This is a genomic window from Flavobacterium sp. UBA7682 (assembly GCF_002482945.1).
Lineage (GTDB): Bacteria > Bacteroidota > Bacteroidia > Flavobacteriales > Flavobacteriaceae > Flavobacterium.
In genome coordinates this window covers 39,937-63,505 of sequence record NZ_DLGY01000051.1, presented here as the reverse complement: position 1 = coordinate 63,505, position 23,569 = coordinate 39,937, and the positions used below count along the sequence as shown (strand labels likewise).

Genomic DNA, 23,569 nt, shown 5'->3' with positions numbered 1-23,569 from the left:
TTATCGTATTAAAGCAAAATGTCCTTTGGTAAGTAGTTTGCCTAAATGGGTAATAGTAAACCAATAGTCATCGGCAAATAAAAGGCGACCATTATACGTGCCATCCCAACCAAAATCGGTGCCCGAAAATTGTGTAATTACTTTTCCGTAACGATCAAAAATAGTAATTATAGATTGACTTAATCCTCTTTGGATTAAATTTTTAATATACCAAGTTTCATTAATTCCGTCACCGTTTGGCGTAAAATATTTCGGAATTTGTACCAAGAAAAATATTTGGGAAACCATACCACAACCTTTTTTGTCTCTGACAAAAGCAGTGTATTGCAAACCATTCAAATTTGTAAAAACCGGACTATCTTGAAAAAGAAGACCATCAATAGAATATTCATAGTCACCAATTCCGGAAGCTATAATTTCAATCGTATTATTAGAACTAAAATCGTTGATGATGATGTCATCGATAGTCGCAATTTCGGAGCCGACAACCGTAAAAGTCTTAGTTATGGAACAACCGGACGAGTTTTCAAACGAAACGGTATAAATTCCGGGAACAGCAACCTGAATGGTAGGAGTTGTCGCGCCGGTATTCCATAAATAATTCTGATAGCCTGAATCTGCAATGAGACTTGCCGGTATATTAACACAAATACCAACGGTTTCATCTGCTATGGTACCATTAAACCTTAGAATGTTTAGTGTAACGGGAACGTTGTTGTAGCAATTGTTGTTAAGAATTCGGGCATAAATAATTTGTTGATTTGCAGTGCTGTTTTGAAACGAATTCGGAAGTAGCGTTGTACTTGTTGGACTGCTGTAAAAGCCTACTTGATAGTTTGAAGGCAAATTAGGAAATAAGGTAGTAACAATATCATTTAATAAAATGGTACTGATTCCATCCTGATTACTATCACTGTCACAATAGGAATATACGGTTTGACCAATAGTGAGTTCCGGAGCAAAATCTAAGTTGATTTCAGAGATATTAGTACAAGTTGCAGAATAAGTGGTCGCTAAGGAATACGTTCCGTTTTGAGTGCTGTTGTAAGGCGGAGAAAAGGTTAACGTACTTCCGGTCTGACCAATAATAGGGTTGCCGTTAAAACGCCATTGGTAACTTTGAGCGCCGTTTGAAGTGCCATTTAAAGTTAGATTTTCATTAAAACAAACCGGATTTTGATTAGCAAGAGTACGGTCGTTGCCTAAATTAACTCCTATAGAAAAACTACTTCCTTTTAAATAAATAGCGGAATCATACCTATAATTTCCTTCATCGGCAATCACCAATTTAATATGGTATTGGTTTCCCGGAATTACAGTAGCACTTGCGGTTAATATGGTAGTTTGTCCATTAAAATTGGTTGGATGTTCACCACCGTTAAAGCCACCAAAATATTGTTCGTTTTCAGCCGGACAAATGGTGCCTGTTCCTCGAACCGTATTGACTTTTACAGGAATATTTGTGTTTGGAATAACGGCTAAATTTTCATAGCTGGAACCACTTACTTCTTTTAATAGAAATACAAAACCATCTGTGTAACTACATTGGTTAGGATTAGGATTGGTTAGATATTGTTCTGAGGAAAAAATATAATCGAAGCTAATCTGGTTTCCTATAGGAATGAAATCAAATTCTAGAATTGTTGCATTAAAAGTATTATTTAAACCCAACGCCTGATTCAAGTCGTTATCACCATTCCAACCCATACCGCCGCCATCATCAGAGATAAAAGTATTTGGCCCGTTGGTATTGATAATTTTTCCAGTGCTTAAAACAACGCCTTCTGTAAATGGGAAACTCGAACCATTCGCATTAAAATAACCCCAACTTTTTTCTCCTGAAGCAAAATTTCCACCGGATACCGAAACATTGGATACAGAAGCACAACCCGAATTAATCAAGACATTCTCAATTAATTGCAGCGGTGTCATACTTTCGTCAGTGGTTGTATATTGCGCAGAAGCAGAACCAAATAGTAAAAGGATAAAAAAACTATATTTTTTAAAAATCATTAGATTTTTTATTAGCCTGCAAATTTACTATTATCTTTTCAAAGCAAAATGACCTTTAACATTTCGACCATCATCAAATTGAATCGAATACCAATAATCATCAGCAGGCATTTGGCGTCCATTGTAAGTTCCGTCCCAACCTTCTCCTACTAAACTAATTTGTTTTAACAATTTCCCAAAGCGGTTAAAAATATAAATTTTTGAACGGCTATTGGTATTGATGTCCAATCCTCTAACTTGCCAATAATCATGATATCCGTCTCCGTTTGGCGTGAAATAATTTGGGATACCCAATACAAAAACGGTTTGATAAATTATGCCACAACCATTCATATCCTTTATGGAAACTATATGTTGGCCGGGAAGAACCGCATCAAAAAAATTAGATTGCTGATAATTGCCGTTATCAAGACTGTACCAATAATCACCATTTCCGGAGACCACAATGGATATAGAATTGATTTGGACCAAATCGATAACTTCTACGGCTTCTAAAACAGGAGCTTCTGAGGCATCCAGATGAATATCAAGTGTTGTAAAGCAGGATGTTGAGGTATCTGTTACGGTTACCGTATAATCTCCGGCTTGAGTTACCGTTATATTTTGCGAGGTTTCTCCGTTAGGTGCCCAATAAAAATTATAATTTCCCGGGTTATTGACTGCGGTATGCAAAGTGACAGGATGATTCGGCAGGTTAGTACATAAGATTCCCTGTGCATCAATGGTAGCTTGTGGAATAGCAGAAACCTCCAGTTGGATAATGTGAATACCAACGCAATCATTCCCGTTTTCAACTCGGACGTAAATATTTTGTCCCGAAAATTGATTTGTTGTTATAGGGTTTTGTTCCATTAAAGCATCATTGGTATTGTAATAATAACTTACAGCATTGCCATTAGTTTCAAAACCGGCATCGGCCAAATTAAAAGTAGCTATTCCGTCTTCTACATTGTCATCACAACTTTGTAACGTGACTGTAGTGGTTGGATTTAGACTTACATTGAGCGTTAATGTTGTCAGACTGAAGCAACCATTTAAGGGGTTGGTAATTTTAACCGTCAGTATTTGCGGATTGGCAGTGTTGTTAAATAGAGTATTTTGCTCGTTTTGATTGTTTAAGGCATCGGTTGTGTTGAGATAAAATTGAGTTGTCATTGAGCTGTCACCGTTTGTTAAATCTGAATTTGCCTGAGTGAGATTAAAGGTTGTCATGCCATCAGGAAAAATTTCAAAATCGCACTGAGTTATTTGTGAAGGAACCGCATCAGGTATTCGGTTAATAATAATAGTAAAAGGTTTGTATACCGTACATCCTTCAACCGAATTGTAAATTTTGGCCCATAAGACTTCATTAACAAAGGCGGTTTGGTTTGTATAAATGTCTGGCAGGTTTATATTGTCATTATTGGTATGATGGAAACTGATAATATTGTTTGGGTCAGTATTAAACTGATTCCTGATTTCGGATAAATTAAAAGCAACAAAACCATCATTATCAGTATCGCATTCTTCTAAATCAGCAAGATCAGGAAAATTGAATGGGGTTACCGATAATGTAAAAGAACTCAAGGTAAAACAACCACTAAGCGCATTTTCCAGACGAATAAATATTGTTTGAGGATTAACGGTGTTTCTGAAAGTTGTCGGATTTGGAATTGCATTCAAATCAATGGTTGCTTCATTCTCTGTCAAATAATAAGAAGCAATGATATTGTTTTGAATTCCAATCGCTATATTTCCACTTTGGGTCAAATCAAATTCAGTCGATCCGTCGTCAATAGGATCGCTGTCACATAACGCAATATTCAAAGCACCGCTAGTGCTTCCATTAACTATAGGTGGCTCACTAAAAGTGGCTGTTCCTGTCCATTCAAGAGAAAAATCACCATTTCCAGCAGCTCTATCTACTACAATGTAGTAAGTTTCACCTTCAAGAACATCAAGCCATTGTACATAATTATTTCCCAATTCGGCCGGACCCTCATTCCAGTCAGGTTCTGTTTCGTTCATTCCGGTTAGATTGTCGGATGTTCCGGCTGCAATAGGGTTTGTTGTTGAGCACCTTATTGGAGAACCCAAACTTTGGCAAGTGGCGTCAGGGCCAAAAACAAAAAAGTCAAAATCCACAATGAGAGCACTGTTTTGAGGAGTTAATAAAAAGCCCAACGTTCCGTCTGTTTTGATAGTAACTTTAATCCACAAAGAATTGTTCTCTTGACTTCCGCAAGAAAGGTTTGGTATTTCCTGTATACCAGGTCCTTGAACAGACAAGTTGTTAAAGCTGGTATTTCCACAAGAAACAATGGCATTCATGCAATCATTCTGTGAAAAACAGATTTGAAAGCAAATAAGTGAAAACAGAAAAAATGATTTCTTGATAAAAGCCATTGTTTTATGTTATTTAACGTTTTAAAGCAAAATGACCTTTGACATTTCGGCCATCATCAAATTGAATCGAATACCAATAGTCATCGGCAGGCATTTGGTTTCCATTATAAGTTCCGTCCCAACCCGGACTAAAAGCATTAAGTTGTTTTAATATCTTTCCATACCGATCAAAAATAAAAATGATAGAATTGGTGTTGTAGAACATGCTAACCCCTTTTACATTCCAATAATCATGAAACCCATCACCGTTTGGTGTAAAATATTGAGGAATTCCCAAAACCGGAATCCCGATTGGTCCTAAAGAGCCACAGCCGTTTTTGTCACGAATGTAGAGTTGGTGTAATCCCATCGGAACATTGTTAAAAAGACCACTGTCTTGGTAAGGTCCGTTGATGTCATCTAATGAAAACTCATAAGCGCCAGAACCACTTACTATTACCGAAATAGAATTAATGTCACTCAAATCAACTACATCGATACTTTGTAAGGTCGCTATTTCTGATCCGTTTACGGTAATGATTCTGGTTTTGGTACAACCAAAGCTATTGGTTACGGTAACGCTATAAATTCCGGGTGTGTTGGCAATTAGTGAATAATTTGTTCGTCCCGGCATAATTACGTTGTTAAAATACCATTGGTAAGTATAATTAGAAGTCGGAGTACCATCTACAATACCGGCATCAATAAGGACTTGAGTAGCAGGAATACAAATTATTACGGTTTCTTCTTGGTCAATTTTTGGCGTCGGATTAACCACAAACGGAAGGATAACTTGTACCGAACAAGAGTTGTTAATGGCGTTTTCAACTACCACTGTTACATTTTGGGTTGCTGTCCTAAAAGGATTAGGTAATTGGTTTGGTATGGAACTAGGAATTAGAACATTGTTTTCGTCATAATAGTAAACATTCATGCCGGTTTGTGTACCAATGATAGTACTCAAAAAGGTACTAGTGTCAAAGTCAAAAAGGCCATCTTGGTCAATTGAATTCGCTTCGTCATCACAAGTTGTTGTTAAAGTGGTCGGCACTGCAAAAGCTTCCGGTAAATCATCTACTATAAATTGCAATGACACTTCGTCATAACAAGGCTGACCACCGGTTTGTGTGATATTATTATTAACCCGGATTGTTATGGTTTCCGTTCCTGTTACATTATACGGATTGGTAAATGGTAAAATTTGTGTTCCATCCGCTCTAAAATACGTTACATTAACACCGGTTTGTCCATTCAAAACAGCGGTCTGAATTCCACTCGTGTCAAATCCAAAAGTGCCATCATGGTCATCATCACATTGACGAATTAGATTATTGGCATTCATAGGATTGGCAACCGGTAAAGCTTCGACTACAACATCAAAAGTTTTAAACCCAAAGCAAGAATTATCAATCGTGCTATCGACACGAACCCAAATCTTTTGCGTATTGGTAAAACCAATATTTCTGTAGTTAGTGATATCAGCAATGGCTAGTGGATTTCCTGATGCATCGGTTTCGGCTAAGAAATCGGCTTCCGTTTTATAGAATTTAATAGTTGTATTGTTTGGTAAAATTGCAGCTAAACTATTTTGAATAGCAGTAAAATTAAATGGCCCTGAAATACCGTCTCGGTCGTCATTTGCCGCATCGAGATAGTCATCACACAAGTATTGATTTGGAATCACAAAGTTGGCGGGAATTTGAGTCACAGAAACAATCAAATTAATTTGAGCCACCCGAAAACAACCATCACTGTTTTCAACACGGGCGTAAACACTCGTATTTCCGGAAGTATAAGCCAAAGGGTTAGTAATTTCTAAAGTGCTGTTTTCTGTATTGGCTGCCGCCGATGTGGTGAAATAACTGAAGGTTTCATTTAAATAATTAGCCGAAATCATGTCGTTTTTCTGCGTTAAATTGAAGACAGAAATGGCATCTGTATCGTCATCACATTGTATCAAGGAAATAGGGGTTGTGATTACTGGTAATGCAAAAGTAGTCAAAGTTGCTGCTTCAGAATACAAGCCACAAGCGTTGCCATTTTTATTGATAAACACACGGTATTTGTAGCCAACCATTGATGGGGAAACATTGGAAACAGTAAGTGAAACAGTATTTACACCCGCATATGTAGCGTTATTAGCCAAGTCAGTCCAACTGGTTTCATCATCAGTAGAAAGTTGCCATTGGTAACTGTCAACGGTTACAGAAGTAATGGTGAAAGAAGCCGATTGCAATTCACAAGTAGTTACATCAACCGGATGAGCGGAAATCGAAATTGGAGCACTAATGGTATAATCACCATTTGGAACACCATAACCGCTACTGCTAATAACTTGTCCTTGATTGGCCACTACAGTCGGAGTATCATCACCTACAATACCATCGTTATTGGTATCGGTAAAACCTGCTTCGGTAACATCTTTACAACCATCATCATCGCTATCAATTTCTATATAATTTAAAATACCATCAGCATCTGAATCAGCGATAGTGTAATTAATAATGCCGTTATCTAAAGCGGTTTCCAAACCATTGTCAAGACCGTTACTTCCTACTGTATTCACTGTAATACCGTTGGTGTTTGTGCCATTTCCGGGACTTCCGGATTCTATAATGTCAAAAATTCCATCATTATCACTGTCTAAATCCAAATAGTTAGGAATGCCATCTGCATCGGAGTCTGTAGCTGTGATTCCGGCTCCGAAAAGGTCATCTATTCCGTCATCGTTAGTATCCACATTGGTTAATGGAGATATGCTTTGCCCTTGTGACTCGATGAAATCGGGTATGGTGTCATTGTCGCTGTCCCAATCAATTTGGTCAGGAACACCATCGTTGTCTGAGTCCTTTGGAACACAAGTTGCGATTAATCGCATCGCTGCTCTGCTCGTATTGGTGTCAACTAAGTTTACGTTGGTTACAGTGATAGCATCAATAAGATTTCCTCGAACAGAGAATGTTCCCGTTCCGGCAACTAAAGGAACGTTATCGTTTAAACGAAAGCGGATTTCGAAAGAAGAGTATTCGGTGATGCCGCTTTCAAAAATTCCATCATAATTGGTGTCAACCAACACTTGATTGTCAGGATTTAAGATAGTCAAGGTTTTATTGATTGGACACGTAATTCTAATTTCGGTGGAAGTTGTAAATAAATCGTCACCCAAAGCAGTAGTAGCATATTCAACAGCCAAACTGATTGGGTTATTCCAAGAGGTAGTAAAGCTGACTTTGTTTTGCTTTCCATTGGCCGCTTCGGTTACGAAATTCCCATTGGCATCACCAATTATGGGCGTAGTGGAAGGTGTTCCGGTTCCGGCAAAAGCAACGGCGCCTGTAAAGGAATTAATATAATTACCAATATTAATTGAGCCGATACTTGTGTTGGTTAAATTGATATTTTGGTCTCCATATGACTCAATGCAATTCGTAATACCATCATTGTCATTGTCAAGATCGATATTATTATTAACGCTATCATTATCCGAGTCAATCGAGCAGATACTAACGGGTATTTCATTTGAATTTATCGGAAGAGAACAGTTAGAAATTGTAGCCGAAACGTAATAATAACCCGGTCCAAGAGTGGAAGGAACATACGAACTACTAGTGGCACTCGGAATTATATTTCCGTTAAAATACCACTGAAAAGTGTCAAACGGACTTAATGTATTCACCGATAAACTAGTGTTTGGAATACAATTGGCCTGACTAAGATCTAATTGGGTAAACGAAACTTCAGGTTCAAAAGTAAAACCCGAATAAAATCCGCCAAAAGTAGCCGCACCACTTGTGCCATAAGCTGCTAAATATAACTCTTCTGTGGAAAAAACGGAAACATCTCCACTCAATCCGGTAATGACATAAGTTTGGTAGTTATTGTTACCCACTACATTTGTTGGCCCTGTTATATTGGTTATCAAAGATAATTCAGCCAAAGTATAGTTTGTGCCGTCTATAATAAAGTTTAAAGAAGCGCCGGTTTTGGTTACTATGGTTACTCGCCCGGTAAACTGTCTACTTCCTACATAGTCAATTGACGGAATATTATCTATAATTCTTGGTGTTTGACAGCTTAAAGGCGGTACAAAGAACATTTCTTGATTTCGTTGATCGGAAGCACTATTGTCGCCAATGGTTTGGTAAGCAAAAACCTTTTGATTGGTTCTGATGTATAAATTGCCGTTCAAATCAAAACTAGAACCATTAAAAACGGCATAATTACCGGCATTTAAAATTACATCCGGTGTAGTTGAACCACTCAAAAAGACTTCGGTATTGTCAACATCGGCTACTAACAAAACCGTTTCAACTATATCAATACCGGTACTTTTAATGAAAATGTATTCGTTATTATTAATACGCTCGGCAGGAACTATTTGGTCAAAGCCTAAATCGAGATTACCCGCTGCATTACTTCCGCCAAATGAACCGCAGTTTAGGGCAATAGGTTTATCTGAGGTTACTAAGGAACCAATTAAACCATCACGATTTGGATTGAGCGGACCTTGTACAGCAATCACATAACTTTCACCACTATTTAAAACGATGCTAAATGGAGAATCTCCGGTAGAACTATTGATAAGTTGAACTCCGGGTTTGAAATCACTAAAGTTTACCGTGGTATTGTTTTCGGAAGCCAAAACCGATATAAATGTGGTGTGAATATCATTATAATTATCCACAGTAAGGTTAGTTATAGCACCAATCCTGAATCGATTTCCTAAGGATGCTTTTCCTTTTGAAACCAATTCTCCGGCATGATTTCCATTTCCGGCGGTTACTCTGGCAGAAACATAAATCAAATCATCAGCTTCTATTATATAGCCTTTATTGCTAAAAGTATTATTGGTTTGACTGGCATCAACATGCAATTGAGTGTCATTTCCAAAGCCAACATTGTAAATAAATGGAGTGCTTCTGGAAACGCTTCCGTTGATAACACTTCCGCCCAATTCAATAATTCTAAAATTGATTGGATTGATGTTTGGCGTAGAGATATAGATAAATTGGTCCTCAGCTGTTACATTGGATGAACCAGAAAGCGGCGGAATATAATGTGTTTTACTAAATTGTGAGAAACAATTTGTGGTAAGGAAAGCAATAAATAATAAAAAAAATAAATTCTTTTTCATTTGTTAAAAATAACAAATAAAAAAGAAAACATAAAAAGAAGTTTCCTATTTATGTTTTCTTTAAGAATTGATTATAAATCTCGTTTTTTGATTATTTTATAAGATGAGAAAATGAAAATTGCTGCCCAGACTAAAACGATTAGCAAGGATGAAAAATGTACATCATAATCTTTAACATTATTTTCTCCAACAGCAGTTTGGATATTTTTGATAACGCTTAACCGCGTAAAAGGCTCAACAACTAGGTTACTCATGGATTCTAAAGGCATAAAGGCATAAAAATCATCTACTTTTGGACTTCTGTTGAAAATTTCAAATTTTAAAATACCATAGGATATTTTCTCAACCAAAAACCAAATAAATAAAAATCCGATAGCAAAAGCCGAGCGTTTAATTAACACACCTAAAAACAAACAGAAAGAGAAAAAGCCAACTAGTTTCACAAAATAGGCAAGCAGGTATTCCATTCCGGAAAAAACGATGCTAAACTCGGTGTAAGAAGAAAAACTATAACCTAACAGTAGCGACATTACAAAAATGAATAGCGTCGAGCCAAAGGCAAAAAGCACTACTGTCAAGAATTTTGAAAGAATAAATTCCTTTTTACTCATACCATCAATAAGGTTCTGTTTCAAAGTTCCGTAACTGTATTCATTGGCCATCATTGAAACAATAACAATGGCTAAAAAGAATTTTAACAGCGAAGCAATCCAAGTATTAAAATGCCATATAAATGGGAAATTAAAGATGCCCATTTCGGCAAAATGAATTTTAAAATTTCCAATGTCAAACTTTATTGAAGCAATCAGGGCAATAAAAGAAAGAATGACAAAATAACCGATTGTCAAAACTTTACTGGCGCGGTTTTTCCAGATTTTTTGTAACTCTATAGAGATTAATCTTTTCATAATCGTGGCGTTTATTTATTGGTTAAGGCTAAAAATTGTTCTTCTAAACTCAGTTTTTTCACCACTAAATGATTGAGATAAATGCCTTTTTCAGACAAGTATTTGTTCAATTGCGCTGCATCAACTACATTTTTGAAGTGAACGATTACTTTGCCTTCCGCTTCCGAAACTTTTTCTACTTCAGGATGCAAGTTGATGGTTTCAATAAGTTTTTTATGATCATTGGTCTGTAATTCAAAATAGGCTTCATGGGCTACCATTCCGTCAACCGTTCCACTGTATAAAATTTCGCCATAACGTAAAACCAGCACATGACTGCAAACTTTCTCTACTTCGTCTAACAGGTGAGAAGCCAAAAGAATGGTCGTGCCTTGCGAAGCTATTAATCGAATAATATCACGAATTTGATGAATGCCTTGCGGATCCAAACCGTTGGTTGGTTCGTCCAAAATTAAAATTTCTGGGTCATTTAATAGCGCAGAAGCAATGGCCAAACGTTGTTTCATCCCTAAAGAAAAAGTCTTAAACTTGCTGTCTTTTCGGTCTAAAAGTCCGACAACTTCGAGTTTTTCGTTAACTTTCGTATAGGTAATACCTTTGATTTTACAAACCAATTCCAGATTTTCTTTGGCAGTCATGTATGGGTAAAAATTTGGTCGCTCAATGATGGCACCTACTTTTTTCAAAGCTTCATGTGTTTGCATTGCGCCGCCAAACCAACTGTAGTCTCCGGAAGTTTTGTTAACTACATTCAAGACGATACCTAAAGTAGTAGATTTTCCACTTCCGTTTGGTCCGAGAATGCCGTAAACATTTCCTTTGTGTATTTCGAGAGAAACGTCTTTTACAGCATGGATTTTGCCGTAACGTTTATTGAGTTTGTTAATAGAGAGAATGGTAGATTCCAATGGTCAGTTTTTTTGGTTTCACGTATGACGATTGAAATCTGAATTTGTTACTGTTCTTTTTTTTGAAAGTAGAATTTAGTGATAAATTGTTTTTTCAGATTCAAATAAAACAGTGTTTCATTGATGTCTTTGAGTTTGGAAGTCAACGTTATTTTTTGACCTCTGCAGTCATTAGTCGCTTGTGATTTGCAGATTTCACATTCATATTCGCTAAAGTGAATGTTTATTTTTTTGGTTTCCACAAAGCGATGTCCAAGAAAGGAACAGCGGTAACTTTTTTTCACCATTCCTTGAGTTAAGTAGTTTAGTTTCATAGGATAGGGTTTTGTTTTAGGTATGATAAACTTAACCAGTTAGACGTTTAAAAGCAAAAATAGTCGTTAAAATACGTTTTTTTTGTTAATTATAAAGTATAAAACTTACAAAAAATAAATGTTAAATCTGTCTTTTATTTGTAAGGAACGATAATCGGCTGACCAATTTGGAAATCAGGCAAAGCCAAATCGTCGTTTTTGAAAGAATTCGTTTTATAAACGTTATCTCCTTCAAATGGAATTGAAGGATAATAAGAGAATGAAATTTGGAAACTATTAAATACCAAATAATCATTGTTAATCAAAACGCCTAAACTGAATTTTGAATACAATTTACCATCAAAAGTTCTGTCGGTTTCATTGCCTAAAAAGCCAAAAGTCATGTTGTAAAAAGGACTAAAGTGAAATCCATGCCAATTTCCAGGAGCATAAGTTTGGGTTTGCAAAGCCATCGAAATTTTTCGAGTCCCATTGATTAACGGATTATTAAACCCAATTATACCATTGTCATCTGAGAGTAATACTCGGTCTTTCATAATTGGTGCTCTGTGATTTCCAATGACTAATTTCGGTTTGACGAACTGTCTTATTTTCCAGTTGCCTAGGTATTGTAGATTGGTGAAATAGTTTCCTTCAATTTTAAAGGTAGTTTCTTCAGTACAACCATTATTGAAAAAGCTTCCCCATTCGGTATTTAAGCTCAAATAGCCAAACGAAAAATAATCGCCGTAAGCAAATCGGCCACCAAAATAACTTCTTCGGTTATCATTCTTATCCTGAAATCCGCCGGTTATAGAGAAAACCTGACCGTAAGGAATATCTTCAATGATGCCAAAGTTGAATAAATATTTATCTTCGGCAAACTTTCGGGTATTCAAACCAATAGTGGCTAAATATAATTTTTCAGAAGCAAAAAATCGTGTCGGATCATAGACTAAAGTTGGCGTTTCTAGGTAATTAACATTTTTATATCCAATTGTTGTGACCAAGTTGGTAGTCCTATAATCTTCATCTTTTCCTTTAAATATTTTAAACGAATGGCCTAACCAATATTCTTGTGTTTCCAGTTTGAATCGGTGGTTTTCAAAATCAACATTGTCAAGGGATAAAGAATCAATATAAAATCTATTTTCAAAAAAGACACCACCGGCCAATCGGGTGAAAGGTGAGATAAATTGACGCTCAACTCGGGCGCTTTTAATGGTATTATTGTTTATAGAGTTTTCATAAGTGAAGACTGTATTGATAAAAGTGTTTTTTATATTATTGATAGAATATTGACTTAAGTAAGCACTTTTTCCGGTATCAAATTGTTTGGTGAAATCGTTTCTGAATTCATGACCAAGACCTAAAAAATTACGCTCAGTCAACTCAAAATTACCTCTGGAACTTGATAAACTTCCGGTGGGAATCAAACTCCAAGAATCTAAAACGCGTATCGAAATATCAACAGAATCTTTACTACCTTGAATTTCTACCGGTTTGATAATCACACTTCTTGTATAACGTTGGCGACGAATCAAACGTTCTGATTCTTTCGCAATAAGCGAATCCAATGGCTGGTTTTTTTTGAAAAGCAAAAGATTGCGAATCGTCCAAACTTTTGATTTAAGGTGTAATTTATTCCCAAATCTTTCAAATCCTTTTTCAGGAACATCTTTATAATTATCAATCGAGTATCCAAATGGATCTAAGGTTTCAATATTGATGTTTCGAATGATTTTGCCTTCGCTTCGGTCAAACGCTTTTTTAATCAAGAATCGCTTTCTTTTGGTGCTTGTAGCGGTTGGTTTTGCTTTTCGATTGGATTTAAAAAGTAATTTGTAAATAAATTTATTGAACTTACTCTTCTTAGAGTATTTCTCAATTTTCTTATAGACTAAGGTGGAGTCATTACCACTATGGGTTTTTGTTTCTTGCGCCAATAAATTTTGGCAACAAAAAAACAGGAGTAGGAAGTATATATAATGCTTTGAGGACATTGATGTTCAATAACTAATCTGGAAAGATATAAAATATAATATCACATTGTTCTCGTTTTAACAGTTTAGCGGTTAAGTATAAGCAGAAATAGTTAGTACTATCATGGTGAAAACAATTAAAATGAAAAACAACGGCATTATAAACTTCAGCCATTTGTCATAACCTACTTTAATCATTGCCAATGAAGCTAGTATTAATGAGGTTGGATTGATAAATGAAAAAAGGCCCATACCATAGATGTAAGCATCAACTACTAATTCTCTCCCAACGCCAACGGTATCCGCTAATGGTGACATAATGGGCATGGTCAAAACCGCCATTCCCGAAGAAGAAGGAATAAAAAAGGATAAACCACCATAGATAAAAAACATCATGTTGGCAAAAAGCCCTTTGTTCATGCCTTCGGTCATGCCACTAGCATAAAAAAGCATCGTATCACTAATTAATCCGTCTTCCATAATGACGGTAATACCACGGGCGATTCCTACGATTAAGGCAACCCCTAATAACTCTCCGGCGCCTTTTAGGAAAGAATCGATAAAAGTATTTTCATCTATTTTGGATATGAAACCAATCAAAATGGCACCCACAAAAAAAGTAGTGGTCATTTCTAAAAACCACCATTCTAATTTGGCAACACCAAAAATCATTACCACAAAACACAGAGTGAATACCAAAAGGATAAGGCGTAATCGGGAAGTCAATGGAATGGTTGTACCTGAATTCTTGTGGAATAAAGTCTCGATTTCTTCTTTTTGGTCATAAATAATAGAATGTGTTGGATTATTTTTCACCTTTTTTGCATACCTCATAATGTAAATGATACAAATGATGGTGCCAATCACAAAAACGATAAACCTTGTGGTTAAACCGGTTGTCCAATTAATCCCCGAAGCATTGGAAGCGATTATGCAACTGAAAGGATTGGTAGTGGAAAACATGTTGCCGACAGAAGAACCAACAAAAATACACGCCAAACCTACCATCGCATCATATTTAGCCGCCAAAAAAACCGGAATCAGTATCGGGTAGAAAGCCATCGTTTCTTCGGCCAAACCGAAGGTAGTTCCACCAATGGAAATTAAGGCTGTAACTAAAATAATCAAAATGTATTCTCTGCCTTTTAAGACTTTGGCCAACCAAGAAATCCCGGCATCAAAAGCACCTGTAGTGTTCATTAATCCTACCAAACCACCAATGAATAATATCAAAAAGATAATATCGGCTCCGGCAATGATTCCTTTTATCGGCGCTTTTACGAAGTCGAAAAAGCCTTGGGGTTTTGCTTCTAATTGCTTGTAAGTATTGGGAATGTTTATGGGTTTCCAAATATCGCCACTGGTAAATTTTTCTAAAGGAATTTTAATACCCAAACTGTCCAGCGTTTTGGTCGTTGCCGGAACATTTTTTGAAGTTTCAGCACTTTTTACTGAAAAAACTTTGGCTTCTTTATCATACAAAAGTTGGTTGTATTTCCCAGCCGGAATGATCCAAGTCATTATTGTTACTAAAGCGGCGATGATTAATAAAATGCTTTGGGCTGACGGGAATTTAATTTTTCTCATAATAAAATTGGCTTTTCAATAAGCAAGATAATCATTTAGTTTTTACGCAAAAAAAATCCCGAATCGTTTTTAGCAATTAGGGATTTTTTTCTGCTTTTGGAAGTCTTAAATCTGCCTTCTAACTCTTTTGTTCTTTGTTGAAGTAAACCAAGTAATAATACATTTGCTTTTCTTCGTCCCAACCTTTTTCTACATATTTCTCGGCACTTTCAGGGTTGATAAAATCGAGCTTGATTTGAATATTGGTATCTAAATTAATCACGTTTTTGATTGACTTTCGGGCATCAGTTACGGCCGCATTAGCAATAGGGAAATTGGTGATGTCTTCGATGCTGTATTTTTCGCCCTTATCGACTTTATAGTTTTTAAACTCCGGAATCAAATCGGGATTGTCAAGTACTTCGTTGAGGAATTTGCTTTCTTCGAATTCGTCATTTTTGGCAAAATAATTTACCGAACGGTTCATAAACATCACCTCTTCTTTCTTGTCTTCAGCCGGAAGAACGACGTCTTTGGCAAATCCTTGACAGAATTTTAAATACTTTTTGGTATAGAAATTTTCATCCTGAAATGCATCAACTGAAAGGAAATGCTCTAACCAATAACGGGCGTCATAACGATTGCTGTCAATGGTTAAAATCTTGTAACCTTCTTCTTTTTTGTAATTGAAAATCAAGCAACCTTTGTCTAATTTATTCAAGTTGATTCCTTGTTGCAAAATCATTTCTAACGTTGTGCCTTTTTCTTCAAATTGCATAAAATCTGATTTGATTTCGCTTTTGAAAACACCAATCGCATCGACTACATTATTATCAATTGAAACATTGGTCAAATGTGCTACATAAACTTCACCATTCTTAATATGCGGATGGTTTGATTGTTCGAATAAGTGTTTGGTGATTTTTTTAGAAACTTCATGTGTATCATTCGGATTGGTGAAAATCTCCGTCGCTAAGTTGTACATGTCATTGTATTCTAAATCGACATCATGTGCAAACTGAAAGTAATTTTCTTCCTTTTCACGGAATGGTTTAAAGAAATATTCTTTTAAAAGTGGCACAATTTCGTCATTCAAACCATAAGGTTGGTCTGAAAGGAAAATGGCTTCGTTACGACTTTTGTTTCCAACTCGGTGTATGGATAAGGATTCGATGTGGGCGTTAAATAGGTTTATCATAGGTAGCACTAAGCTTTAGGCTATAAGCCTTAAGCCTTTTGGTTTTAAATTGTTTTGTATAAGATTATAATTATAGTTTGTTATGGCCTGCGGCTTAAAGCTGACAGCTTTTAATTCCAATTCTCCTCAAACCCGAAATCCTCAAAGCTGTCATCACCCCCAAACATATCCAAATCATCTTCGTCTAAGTCGTCTTCAAATTCAGAATAGAAATCTTCTCCTTCAGCTTCAAATTCTTTTTCCGGAGCAATAGCCGGCAATACACCATGCGAGAATAATAGATTAGGATAGATTAAACCGGTTTCGGCTTCTTCTACTGCGGCCAATTCTACCAGGAATGTCCACATGTTGATGAAATCGTAAACGTAAATGATTTTGGTTTGGTCTTCTCCCAATAATTGGTTCAAAGGATAATCACTCATGATTTTTTGTTCACCGGCAACATCTCCGGTGTCAAACATCGGGATTTCTTCTTCCTGATTCCATTGGTCATCACAAGTGTAAAAAGAAGCGACTTCCAAACCGTCAAAACCAAACGCGTTAACAATGGCATTGTGCAAATCTTCTAAAGTATCTTCTTCCTGAATGGCAATATCTCTGAAAACATCTTCTTCGGCATCGAGAATTGCTCTGAATTTATAAATCATAATCGTAATTTTATTGAGGCGACAAAGGTAAAATTTAATTTAAGATATTCGATTTGCGACTTACTATTTGTTGATAAGATTTTTATTGATTTGAAGCGAACAGAAAACAATCCAAATTAGAATACTTGCTTCAATAATTCGTTGGATTAATCCTTTGAAAGGCGATTCTAAACTCACATTCAAAACCAATACAAAAGCAAATGAAATACCAGCAATAATGTAACTTAGTGTTGTGAACTTGGTTGCATTATTCCATTTTTTTGAAGCAACTCCTATGGCGAAAATAGAGAAAGGAACAATAAAATAGGTTATCATTCCCATCAGATTGTGAATAATCTGAGATAAACTTGGGTTTATAAACTCCGGATTACAATCGATATCACAATTGAAAATACTGCAAACGATAGTTCCAATTCCGTAACCAAATCCAATACCTAAAAAACCAAGAGTTTTCAAACCAGATTTGGGTAAAGAAACATTTGAGAATAAGGCAAATAAAAGAAACAAAATACCACTTGGCAAATAAAAATAATACCTGATTTTATCAACATTTGGTGCATCAACAGCATACAATTCACTAATGAATTGTGAAGTATGACTATAATTAGGATATAAAGAGCCTGCTATTATTGTAGTTAAAATGAATAATAATGCGCCAATAATTCCTGTCCAAACGGATGCTTTTTTTATCATATTTTCAAAATTAAAAAAAAACCTAACGGTTAAGCTAGGTTTCTTTCTTTATTTTTTTTCGTTTTGACACATCTTTACAATTTTGTGGAAAGTTTCATGAAGTTTGCCTAGGGCTTTAGTTATTTCATCATCGCCTGCATTTTGTTGTACCAATTCGTTAACGGCTTTGGTTTCCTTTTTCAAGACAACTAATGATTCAATCAACTTTGGACTCCTAAATTCTTCAGGCATGTTTTCAACCGACAAGGCGTCGGCTCTTTCTAAAAGTAGTTCTGAATGAGTTTTAATTGGATTCAAATTTCCTTCTGCCGAAGAATGAAATGTTTTTGTTATTACTTCATGATAAGCTTTGATTTGTGGCCATCTTTCTGTAAGTGAATGTCCTGAAGCAGTATTAAAAGCAAAGAACGTAGCAAATGCAAAAAGCGATTTGATGATTTTCATTGGTTAAGTAGAGTTTTGATTAAGGTTGCACAAGTCTAACTATTTTTATTTAAATAATGGAAATTAATGAGAGAAGAATTTTAACGATTGTCCATCTTTGCAGAAGATACTATTTTAAATGGTTGATTTTAAATCGATTATTGTATTGAAATCATTTCTTTTTTAATCTTAGTTGATAGTTTTTCTCTGACTAATTTATAAGATTGTGCTGTGTAATCTTTTCATTTGTAACAGAAAGTGTGTTAATGTTTTCCGCCTAAACCAATTTATACTAAGCTAAATAAGATGCTGGTTTGATTTTGGTTTGGATTGTAAATTTACAGTTCATCCATTCAATATAACAATTCGGTAAACTTAAATTTCATAGTTTTAATCTTTGTTGCAAGTTTGCTTCATCAAAACAAAACCAATGAAAACAATTTACACTTTAGCTCTTTTTTTAATTGCTTTTGCAAGTAATGCACAACAAATCGTTTCAGGAACAATACTCGATGAAAAAAGCAAACCTATAGTCGGCGCCAATATTTTTATCGATGGTACTTACGACGGTACTTCGTCTGATGAGAATGGGAATTTTAAATTTACGACTTCAGTTAAAGGCAATCAGATTTTAGTGATTAGTTTCTTGACTTACGAAACTTTAAAAGCGCCCATTGACGTAGCGACTTGCCAAAACAAATCTTTCAAACTCAAAGAAAGTGTCAACACACTCGATGCCGTTATCGTAACCGCAGGAACTTTTGACGCAGGCGAAAAAGCCAGAGTTTCGGTTTTAAAACCTTTAGATATTGTAACCACAGCCGGTGCCATGGGTGATATTGTTTCGGCACTGATGACATTACCCGGAACACAAACCGTTGGCGAAGACGGAAGATTATTTGTTCGTGGTGGTGAAGCCGATGAAACCCAAACTTTTGTAGACGGAATTCGAGTAGCACAACCTTATGGTGCAACTACGGCTAATGTTCCGACACGCGGTAGATTTTCCCCTTTTTTATTCAGTGGAATGTCGTTTTCTACCGGTGGTTATTCAGCGGAGTATGGCGAAGCGTTGTCGAGTGTTTTGTTATTGAATACGCAAGACGAAGCCACAGAAGAGAAAACCGATATTTCGTTGATGACGGTTGGTTTAGGTTTGGCGAATACCCAAAAATGGAGCAATAATTCGTTGAGTTTTAATACCGCATATATTAATTTGGAACCCTATCAAAAAGTGTTTCCCCAACGTGCCGATTGGAACAAGCCTTTTCAATCGCTTTCCGGCGAAGCGGTTTACCGACATAGTTTTACCAATGGAATGTTTAAATTATACGCGGCGTTTGATGCTTCCCAGTTTGACATCAACAGTGAATCTATCAATAATCCGGATAAAATCAGAGTAGATTTAGATAACAATAATTTCTATTTGAATTCTTCCTACAAAGGTAATTTTGGTTCCCAATGGCAATTGTTTACCGGTTTGAGTTATGGTTACAGCCAAAATAAAATCGGAATCGATTTAGACAAAGTATCCAATTTAGAACATTCGTCTCATTTGAAATTAAAACTAAGGAAATCTTTTTCAGACAGAGTGAAGTTGTCCTTTGGTGGCGATTACTTCATTACCAAATTTGACGAAGATTTCAAGCAATACGAAGGCGATACTTTCAACAGCGGTTACAATGCCAACATCGCAGCTTTCTTCACCGAGGCGGATATTTTCTTCTCTAAAAAGTTTGCCGTAAAATTAGGAGCAAGATTGTCCAACAACGATTTGTTAGACGAAACGGTGTTGGCACCAAGAGCTTCTTTGGCCTATAAAATCTCTAAAAACGGACAGTTTTCTTTTGCCTACGGAAGCTTTACCCAAGCGCCAAGACAAGACTATTTGAAATATGCCGATTATTTGGACAGCGAAAAAGCACAACACTATATTTTGAATTACCAATACAGCAAAGACCGAAGAACTTTTCGCTCCGAGATTTATTTAAAAGAGTATTCTGATTTGGTGAAATACGACACGGAAGCTTCTCAGTTTGATACCAATTTCAGCAATACAGGAACCGGTTATGCCCGAGGTTTGGATATTTTTTGGAGAGACAATAAAACCATCAAAAATGTAGAATATTGGGTTTCGTATTCTTTTATTGATACGCAAAGAAATTATAAAAATTATTCAGCCGAAGTTACCCCAAGTTTTGTCGCCAATCATAGTTTAAGCGTGGTCAGCAAATGGTGGATTAACAAATTAAAATCGCAATTGAGTGTTACCAATTCTTTCACCACCGGAAGACCCTATAACAATCCGAATGAGGCTGAGTTTATGAATGGAAGAACCAAAGGCTATAATAATTTGAGTTTGGGTTGGGCATATTTAATGACACAACAAAAGATTTTGTACTTTTCAGTGTCGAATGTTTTGGGAACAGCAAACGTTTTTGGGTATGAATACGCAAATTCTCCAAATACTGACGGAGTTTACAATCGTAGAACCATCAGACCAACAGCAGATCAGTTTTTCTTTGTAGGTTTCTTTTGGACAATTAGTGAGAATAAGAAGGATAATCAGTTGGATAATCTTTAAAAGAAAGGGATAAGGGAAGAGGCATAAGCATAAGTGAATCAACTTTTCCCTTTTAACTTATCCCTAATCCCTTGACCAAAACAATTCATCCCCAAAAATCAACAGTTCAGTAATTATAAGTTTTACAACAACAAAAACCGAGATACTTTTGAACTATAAAATAACAAGAGTTTTAATCATCAAATAAAATTAAAAGACATGACAAAAATTATCACTACAATCGCATTTTTCGTTTGTTCGCTGTTATCAGCACAAACACAATTTGAACAAGGAATGGGGAAATCTCTCGGACTTTGGGGAGAAGGCAAAGCACAAGAAGCTTCCGATTTGATGGAACGTATCGCGGCAGCAGAAAAAACAAATTGGTTACCCAATTATTACGTAGCTTTAATCAACACCACGGAAGCCTTCAAACCGGCGAATAAAGCTAACGCTGTAGCCTTAATTGAGAAAGCCCAAAAAGCACAAGACGAAGCCAGTATGATTAGTCAAAATAATCCGGAGTTACTGGTAATGCAGGCGATGATTTATACTGCATTGATTGTACAAGATCCAATGGTAAACGGCATGAAATATTCACCAAAAGTGATGGAATTATACACTAAAGCAAAACTCATCGCTCCTGAAAATCCAAGAGCGGTATATTGCAAAGCCGAATTCGAAATCAATAGCGCACCATGGACCGGAGCCGATGTGAAAAAATTATGTCAAGACTTGCAAAGCGCTATTCCGTTATTTGAAAAGTTCAAACAAGAAACGCCTTTTCATCCAAATTGGGGATTAGAAAGAGCACAAGAAGCCTTGAAAAATTGTAAATAAAGAGATGCTAAGGACTAAGAATCTGAGGTTCTAAGTGAAAAGACCTCAGAACCTTAGAACCTCAGAGTCTTAGAACCTTTAAAAATAGAAATCATGGAAAACGAAAACCAAAACAAAAACAAAGAAGTAAACAATTTATCAGGCATGATATTCGTCGGATTTATGTTTGTCGGTATAGCGGCCGGATTGTTTTTTCACAATACAGCGGTAGGAACTTTAGCCGGAATTGGCGTTGGATTCATCGCATCGGCTATGTATCGTTCGGAGAAAAATAAATAAGTGATAAAGGCAATAAGGCGCTAAGGTACTAAGGTTCTTAGTAAAAAAAACCTCACTACCTTAGTGCCTCAGAACCTCAAAACCTAAGCAACTAAAAAATGAAACAATTGATAAAAGAAATTCCAAGAGCCATAATCATTTCCATCAGCGTCTTTTTTGTGTTGTTGATGATTAGGTTAATCACAGGAAGTAAAGTTCAGTTTGATTACGCTTTACTGGTAAACTTTGGTTACACCATGCTTTACGGATTTTCATTATACTTTGCCAATGCATCTATTTTTATCTATTTGGATAAAGTTTTCAAAGCGGATCGATTTACGCCCAAAAGAATATTAATTGGTTTTATTTCTTCGTTCCTAATTTCCATTGCGATTATTTTTTTATTACACATTTTTGAAGATGTAATTGTCGAAGGCACTTCGTTTAATGATTTTCTAAGCCAAGAAACATTTAGTAATTATTTGGTAGCTTTTATTCTGACTTTCATTGTGACACTGGCTTTTCACGCATTTTATTTTTATAAGGCTTACGCCGAAAATAAAGTCAAAGAGCAAAAAGTTATCGCCGGAACCGCATCGGCACAATTTGAAAGTTTAAAAAACCAAATCGATCCACATTTCTTGTTCAATAGCTTGAATGTATTGAGTTCGTTGATAGAGGAAAACCCGGATAATGCACAACGATTTACGACTTCTTTGTCTAAAATTTACCGCTATGTTTTGGAACAAAAAGACAAAGAATTGGTTTCGGTTGATGAAGAATTGGCTTTCGCCAAAACGTATATGAATTTGCTCAAAATGCGTTTTGAAAACAGCATCAACTATGAATTACCGCCTGAATTTGGGAATCCTGAGGCTAAGGTTGTACCGCTTTCGTTGCAACTTTTATTGGAAAACACCATCAAGCACAATGTTGCGAGTGAACAAAAACCGTTGAACATCAAGATTTATATTGAAAATAATTATTTAATCGTTGAGAATAATTTACAAAAGAAAGAAGTCTTGCAAGACCGTAAAGGCGTTGGACTTCAGAACATCGTGAATCGTTATGCTTTGATTTCGGCACGCAAAGTTCTGGTCGATCAAACCGAAACTGTGTTTAAAGTAAAAATTCCGATTTTAACTAAACAAATAGTCATCATGGAAACTAAAAATATCTACAATGAAAATATGGCTTACATGAAAGCCAAAGAGCGAGTGGAAAAGCTCAAAGGATTTTACGGGAATTTAATTTCGTATTGTTGCGTGATTCCGTTTTTAATTTTTATCAATTTGAGAACCGGCGGATTTCAATGGTTTTGGTTCCCAATGTTGGGTTGGGGAATGGGATTGACGTTTCATGCTATAGAAACTTTCGGCTACGGAAAATCGTGGGAAGAAAAGAAAATTCAGGAGATTTTAAACAAAGAAAATAGTCAAAACAACAAATGGAGTTAGACATGGAAAATTCGAACGAGCTTTTGGAACAAATGGTTAGAGAACGCGTACAAAAATTAAAACAGTTTTACATTCACTTGTTCATCTATATCATTGGGATTACGATTTATGTGGCCAAAACGTATTTTGGTGTTCCGATTAACTTTTGGCCTATCCGATTTATCAATGAGTTTGTCATGTGGATTTGGACCTTCTTCCTAGTTGTTCAGGCACTTCAACTGTTTTTTGTGCAAAAAGTTTTTGGGACTAATTGGGAACAAAAGCGCATTCAGAAAATAATCGAAAAAGAGAAAATTGAAAAACAAAAATGGCAATAATC

General features: G+C 35.9%; 17 protein-coding genes. 5 read left to right on the top strand and 12 right to left on the bottom strand.

What is annotated here, in order from left to right; genetic code table 11:
* The 12 genes from B3C16_RS16210 to B3C16_RS16155 form a co-directional block, all read right to left on the bottom strand.
* Positions 1 to 2,013: a T9SS type B sorting domain-containing protein gene (locus tag B3C16_RS16210; protein ID WP_291133359.1), complete on the bottom strand. Its 2,013-nt coding sequence runs from the start codon at positions 2,011 to 2,013 to the stop codon at positions 1 to 3.
* A 30-nt stretch (positions 2,014 to 2,043) separates the two neighbouring features.
* A complete protein-coding gene (locus B3C16_RS16205) occupies positions 2,044 to 4,326 on the bottom strand; it encodes a T9SS type B sorting domain-containing protein (protein ID WP_291133357.1) in 2,283 nt (760 codons plus the stop codon).
* An 88-nt stretch (positions 4,327 to 4,414) separates the two neighbouring features.
* On the bottom strand, positions 4,415 to 9,514 hold the full coding sequence (locus B3C16_RS16200) for a T9SS type B sorting domain-containing protein (protein WP_291133355.1): 5,100 nt from the start codon (positions 9,512 to 9,514) through the stop codon (positions 4,415 to 4,417).
* Between the two features lie 71 nt (positions 9,515 to 9,585).
* Positions 9,586 to 10,422, bottom strand: a complete 837-nt coding sequence (locus B3C16_RS16195; protein ID WP_291133353.1) for an ABC transporter permease — start codon at positions 10,420 to 10,422, stop codon at positions 9,586 to 9,588.
* A gap of 11 nt (positions 10,423 to 10,433) precedes the next feature.
* Positions 10,434 to 11,330 carry an ABC transporter ATP-binding protein gene (locus tag B3C16_RS16190; protein ID WP_121313050.1) on the bottom strand — a complete coding sequence of 299 codons (897 nt, stop codon included), beginning with the start codon at positions 11,328 to 11,330 and terminating at the stop codon, positions 10,434 to 10,436.
* Positions 11,331 to 11,377: 47 nt separating this feature from the next.
* Positions 11,378 to 11,644: a hypothetical protein gene (locus B3C16_RS16185; protein WP_291133351.1), complete on the bottom strand. Its 267-nt coding sequence runs from the start codon at positions 11,642 to 11,644 to the stop codon at positions 11,378 to 11,380.
* Between the two features lie 134 nt (positions 11,645 to 11,778).
* Complete coding sequence (locus B3C16_RS16180; RefSeq protein ID WP_291133349.1) at positions 11,779 to 13,569, bottom strand: hypothetical protein; 1,791 nt, start codon at positions 13,567 to 13,569, stop codon at positions 11,779 to 11,781.
* Positions 13,570 to 13,698: 129 nt separating this feature from the next.
* A complete protein-coding gene (locus B3C16_RS16175) occupies positions 13,699 to 15,192 on the bottom strand; it encodes a YfcC family protein (RefSeq protein WP_291133347.1) in 1,494 nt (497 codons plus the stop codon).
* Positions 15,193 to 15,310: 118 nt separating this feature from the next.
* Positions 15,311 to 16,369 (bottom strand): nucleoid-associated protein, encoded by a 1,059-nt coding sequence (locus B3C16_RS16170; RefSeq protein ID WP_121313054.1) that lies wholly within the window; start codon positions 16,367 to 16,369, stop codon positions 15,311 to 15,313.
* A gap of 110 nt (positions 16,370 to 16,479) precedes the next feature.
* Positions 16,480 to 17,016, bottom strand: coding sequence for an IS1096 element passenger TnpR family protein (locus tag B3C16_RS16165; RefSeq protein WP_121313056.1), 537 nt, complete (start codon positions 17,014 to 17,016; stop codon positions 16,480 to 16,482).
* A gap of 63 nt (positions 17,017 to 17,079) precedes the next feature.
* On the bottom strand, positions 17,080 to 17,709 hold the full coding sequence (locus B3C16_RS16160; protein ID WP_291133344.1) for a DUF998 domain-containing protein: 630 nt from the start codon (positions 17,707 to 17,709) through the stop codon (positions 17,080 to 17,082).
* 48 nt (positions 17,710 to 17,757) lie between these two features.
* Complete coding sequence (locus B3C16_RS16155) at positions 17,758 to 18,153, bottom strand: hypothetical protein (protein WP_291133342.1); 396 nt, start codon at positions 18,151 to 18,153, stop codon at positions 17,758 to 17,760.
* Between the two features lie 409 nt (positions 18,154 to 18,562).
* Here B3C16_RS16155 and B3C16_RS16150 point away from each other — a divergent pair, with 409 nt between their 5' ends.
* The 5 genes from B3C16_RS16150 to B3C16_RS16130 all read left to right on the top strand — a co-directional run bounded on the left by B3C16_RS16150 (position 18,563) and on the right by B3C16_RS16130 (position 23,567).
* Positions 18,563 to 20,716: a TonB-dependent receptor gene (locus B3C16_RS16150; protein WP_291133340.1), complete on the top strand. Its 2,154-nt coding sequence runs from the start codon at positions 18,563 to 18,565 to the stop codon at positions 20,714 to 20,716.
* A 198-nt stretch (positions 20,717 to 20,914) separates the two neighbouring features.
* On the top strand, positions 20,915 to 21,535 hold the full coding sequence (locus B3C16_RS16145) for a hypothetical protein (protein WP_291133338.1): 621 nt from the start codon (positions 20,915 to 20,917) through the stop codon (positions 21,533 to 21,535).
* Positions 21,536 to 21,628: 93 nt separating this feature from the next.
* Positions 21,629 to 21,814: a hypothetical protein gene (locus B3C16_RS16140; protein WP_121313061.1), complete on the top strand. Its 186-nt coding sequence runs from the start codon at positions 21,629 to 21,631 to the stop codon at positions 21,812 to 21,814.
* Positions 21,815 to 21,912: 98 nt separating this feature from the next.
* On the top strand, positions 21,913 to 23,250 hold the full coding sequence (locus tag B3C16_RS16135) for a 2TM domain-containing protein (protein ID WP_121313062.1): 1,338 nt from the start codon (positions 21,913 to 21,915) through the stop codon (positions 23,248 to 23,250).
* Between the two features lie 2 nt (positions 23,251 to 23,252).
* On the top strand, positions 23,253 to 23,567 hold the full coding sequence (locus tag B3C16_RS16130; RefSeq protein ID WP_291133335.1) for a 2TM domain-containing protein: 315 nt from the start codon (positions 23,253 to 23,255) through the stop codon (positions 23,565 to 23,567).
* Positions 23,568 to 23,569: the final 2 nt, after the last annotated feature.

Excerpts from the sequence above, each read along its gene's own strand:
- B3C16_RS16210 (WP_291133359.1), bottom strand. The coding sequence starts at position 2,013 with ATGATTTTTAAAAAATATAGTTTTTTTATCCTTTTACTATTTGGTTCT.
- B3C16_RS16205 (WP_291133357.1), bottom strand. The coding sequence starts at position 4,326 with ATGAATGCCATTGTTTCTTGTGGAAATACCAGCTTTAACAACTTGTCT.
- B3C16_RS16200 (WP_291133355.1), bottom strand. The coding sequence starts at position 9,514 with ATGAAAAAGAATTTATTTTTTTTATTATTTATTGCTTTCCTTACCACA.
- B3C16_RS16195 (WP_291133353.1), bottom strand. The coding sequence starts at position 10,422 with ATGAAAAGATTAATCTCTATAGAGTTACAAAAAATCTGGAAAAACCGC.
- B3C16_RS16185 (WP_291133351.1), bottom strand. The coding sequence starts at position 11,644 with ATGAAACTAAACTACTTAACTCAAGGAATGGTGAAAAAAAGTTACCGC.
- B3C16_RS16175 (WP_291133347.1), bottom strand. The coding sequence starts at position 15,192 with ATGAGAAAAATTAAATTCCCGTCAGCCCAAAGCATTTTATTAATCATC.
- B3C16_RS16170 (WP_121313054.1), bottom strand. The coding sequence starts at position 16,369 with ATGATAAACCTATTTAACGCCCACATCGAATCCTTATCCATACACCGA.
- B3C16_RS16165 (WP_121313056.1), bottom strand. The coding sequence starts at position 17,016 with ATGATTTATAAATTCAGAGCAATTCTCGATGCCGAAGAAGATGTTTTC.
- B3C16_RS16160 (WP_291133344.1), bottom strand. The coding sequence starts at position 17,709 with ATGATAAAAAAAGCATCCGTTTGGACAGGAATTATTGGCGCATTATTA.
- B3C16_RS16155 (WP_291133342.1), bottom strand. The coding sequence starts at position 18,153 with ATGAAAATCATCAAATCGCTTTTTGCATTTGCTACGTTCTTTGCTTTT.
- B3C16_RS16150 (WP_291133340.1), top strand. The coding sequence starts at position 18,563 with ATGAAAACAATTTACACTTTAGCTCTTTTTTTAATTGCTTTTGCAAGT.
- B3C16_RS16145 (WP_291133338.1), top strand. The coding sequence starts at position 20,915 with ATGACAAAAATTATCACTACAATCGCATTTTTCGTTTGTTCGCTGTTA.
- B3C16_RS16140 (WP_121313061.1), top strand. The coding sequence starts at position 21,629 with ATGGAAAACGAAAACCAAAACAAAAACAAAGAAGTAAACAATTTATCA.
- B3C16_RS16135 (WP_121313062.1), top strand. The coding sequence starts at position 21,913 with ATGAAACAATTGATAAAAGAAATTCCAAGAGCCATAATCATTTCCATC.
- B3C16_RS16130 (WP_291133335.1), top strand. The coding sequence starts at position 23,253 with ATGGAAAATTCGAACGAGCTTTTGGAACAAATGGTTAGAGAACGCGTA.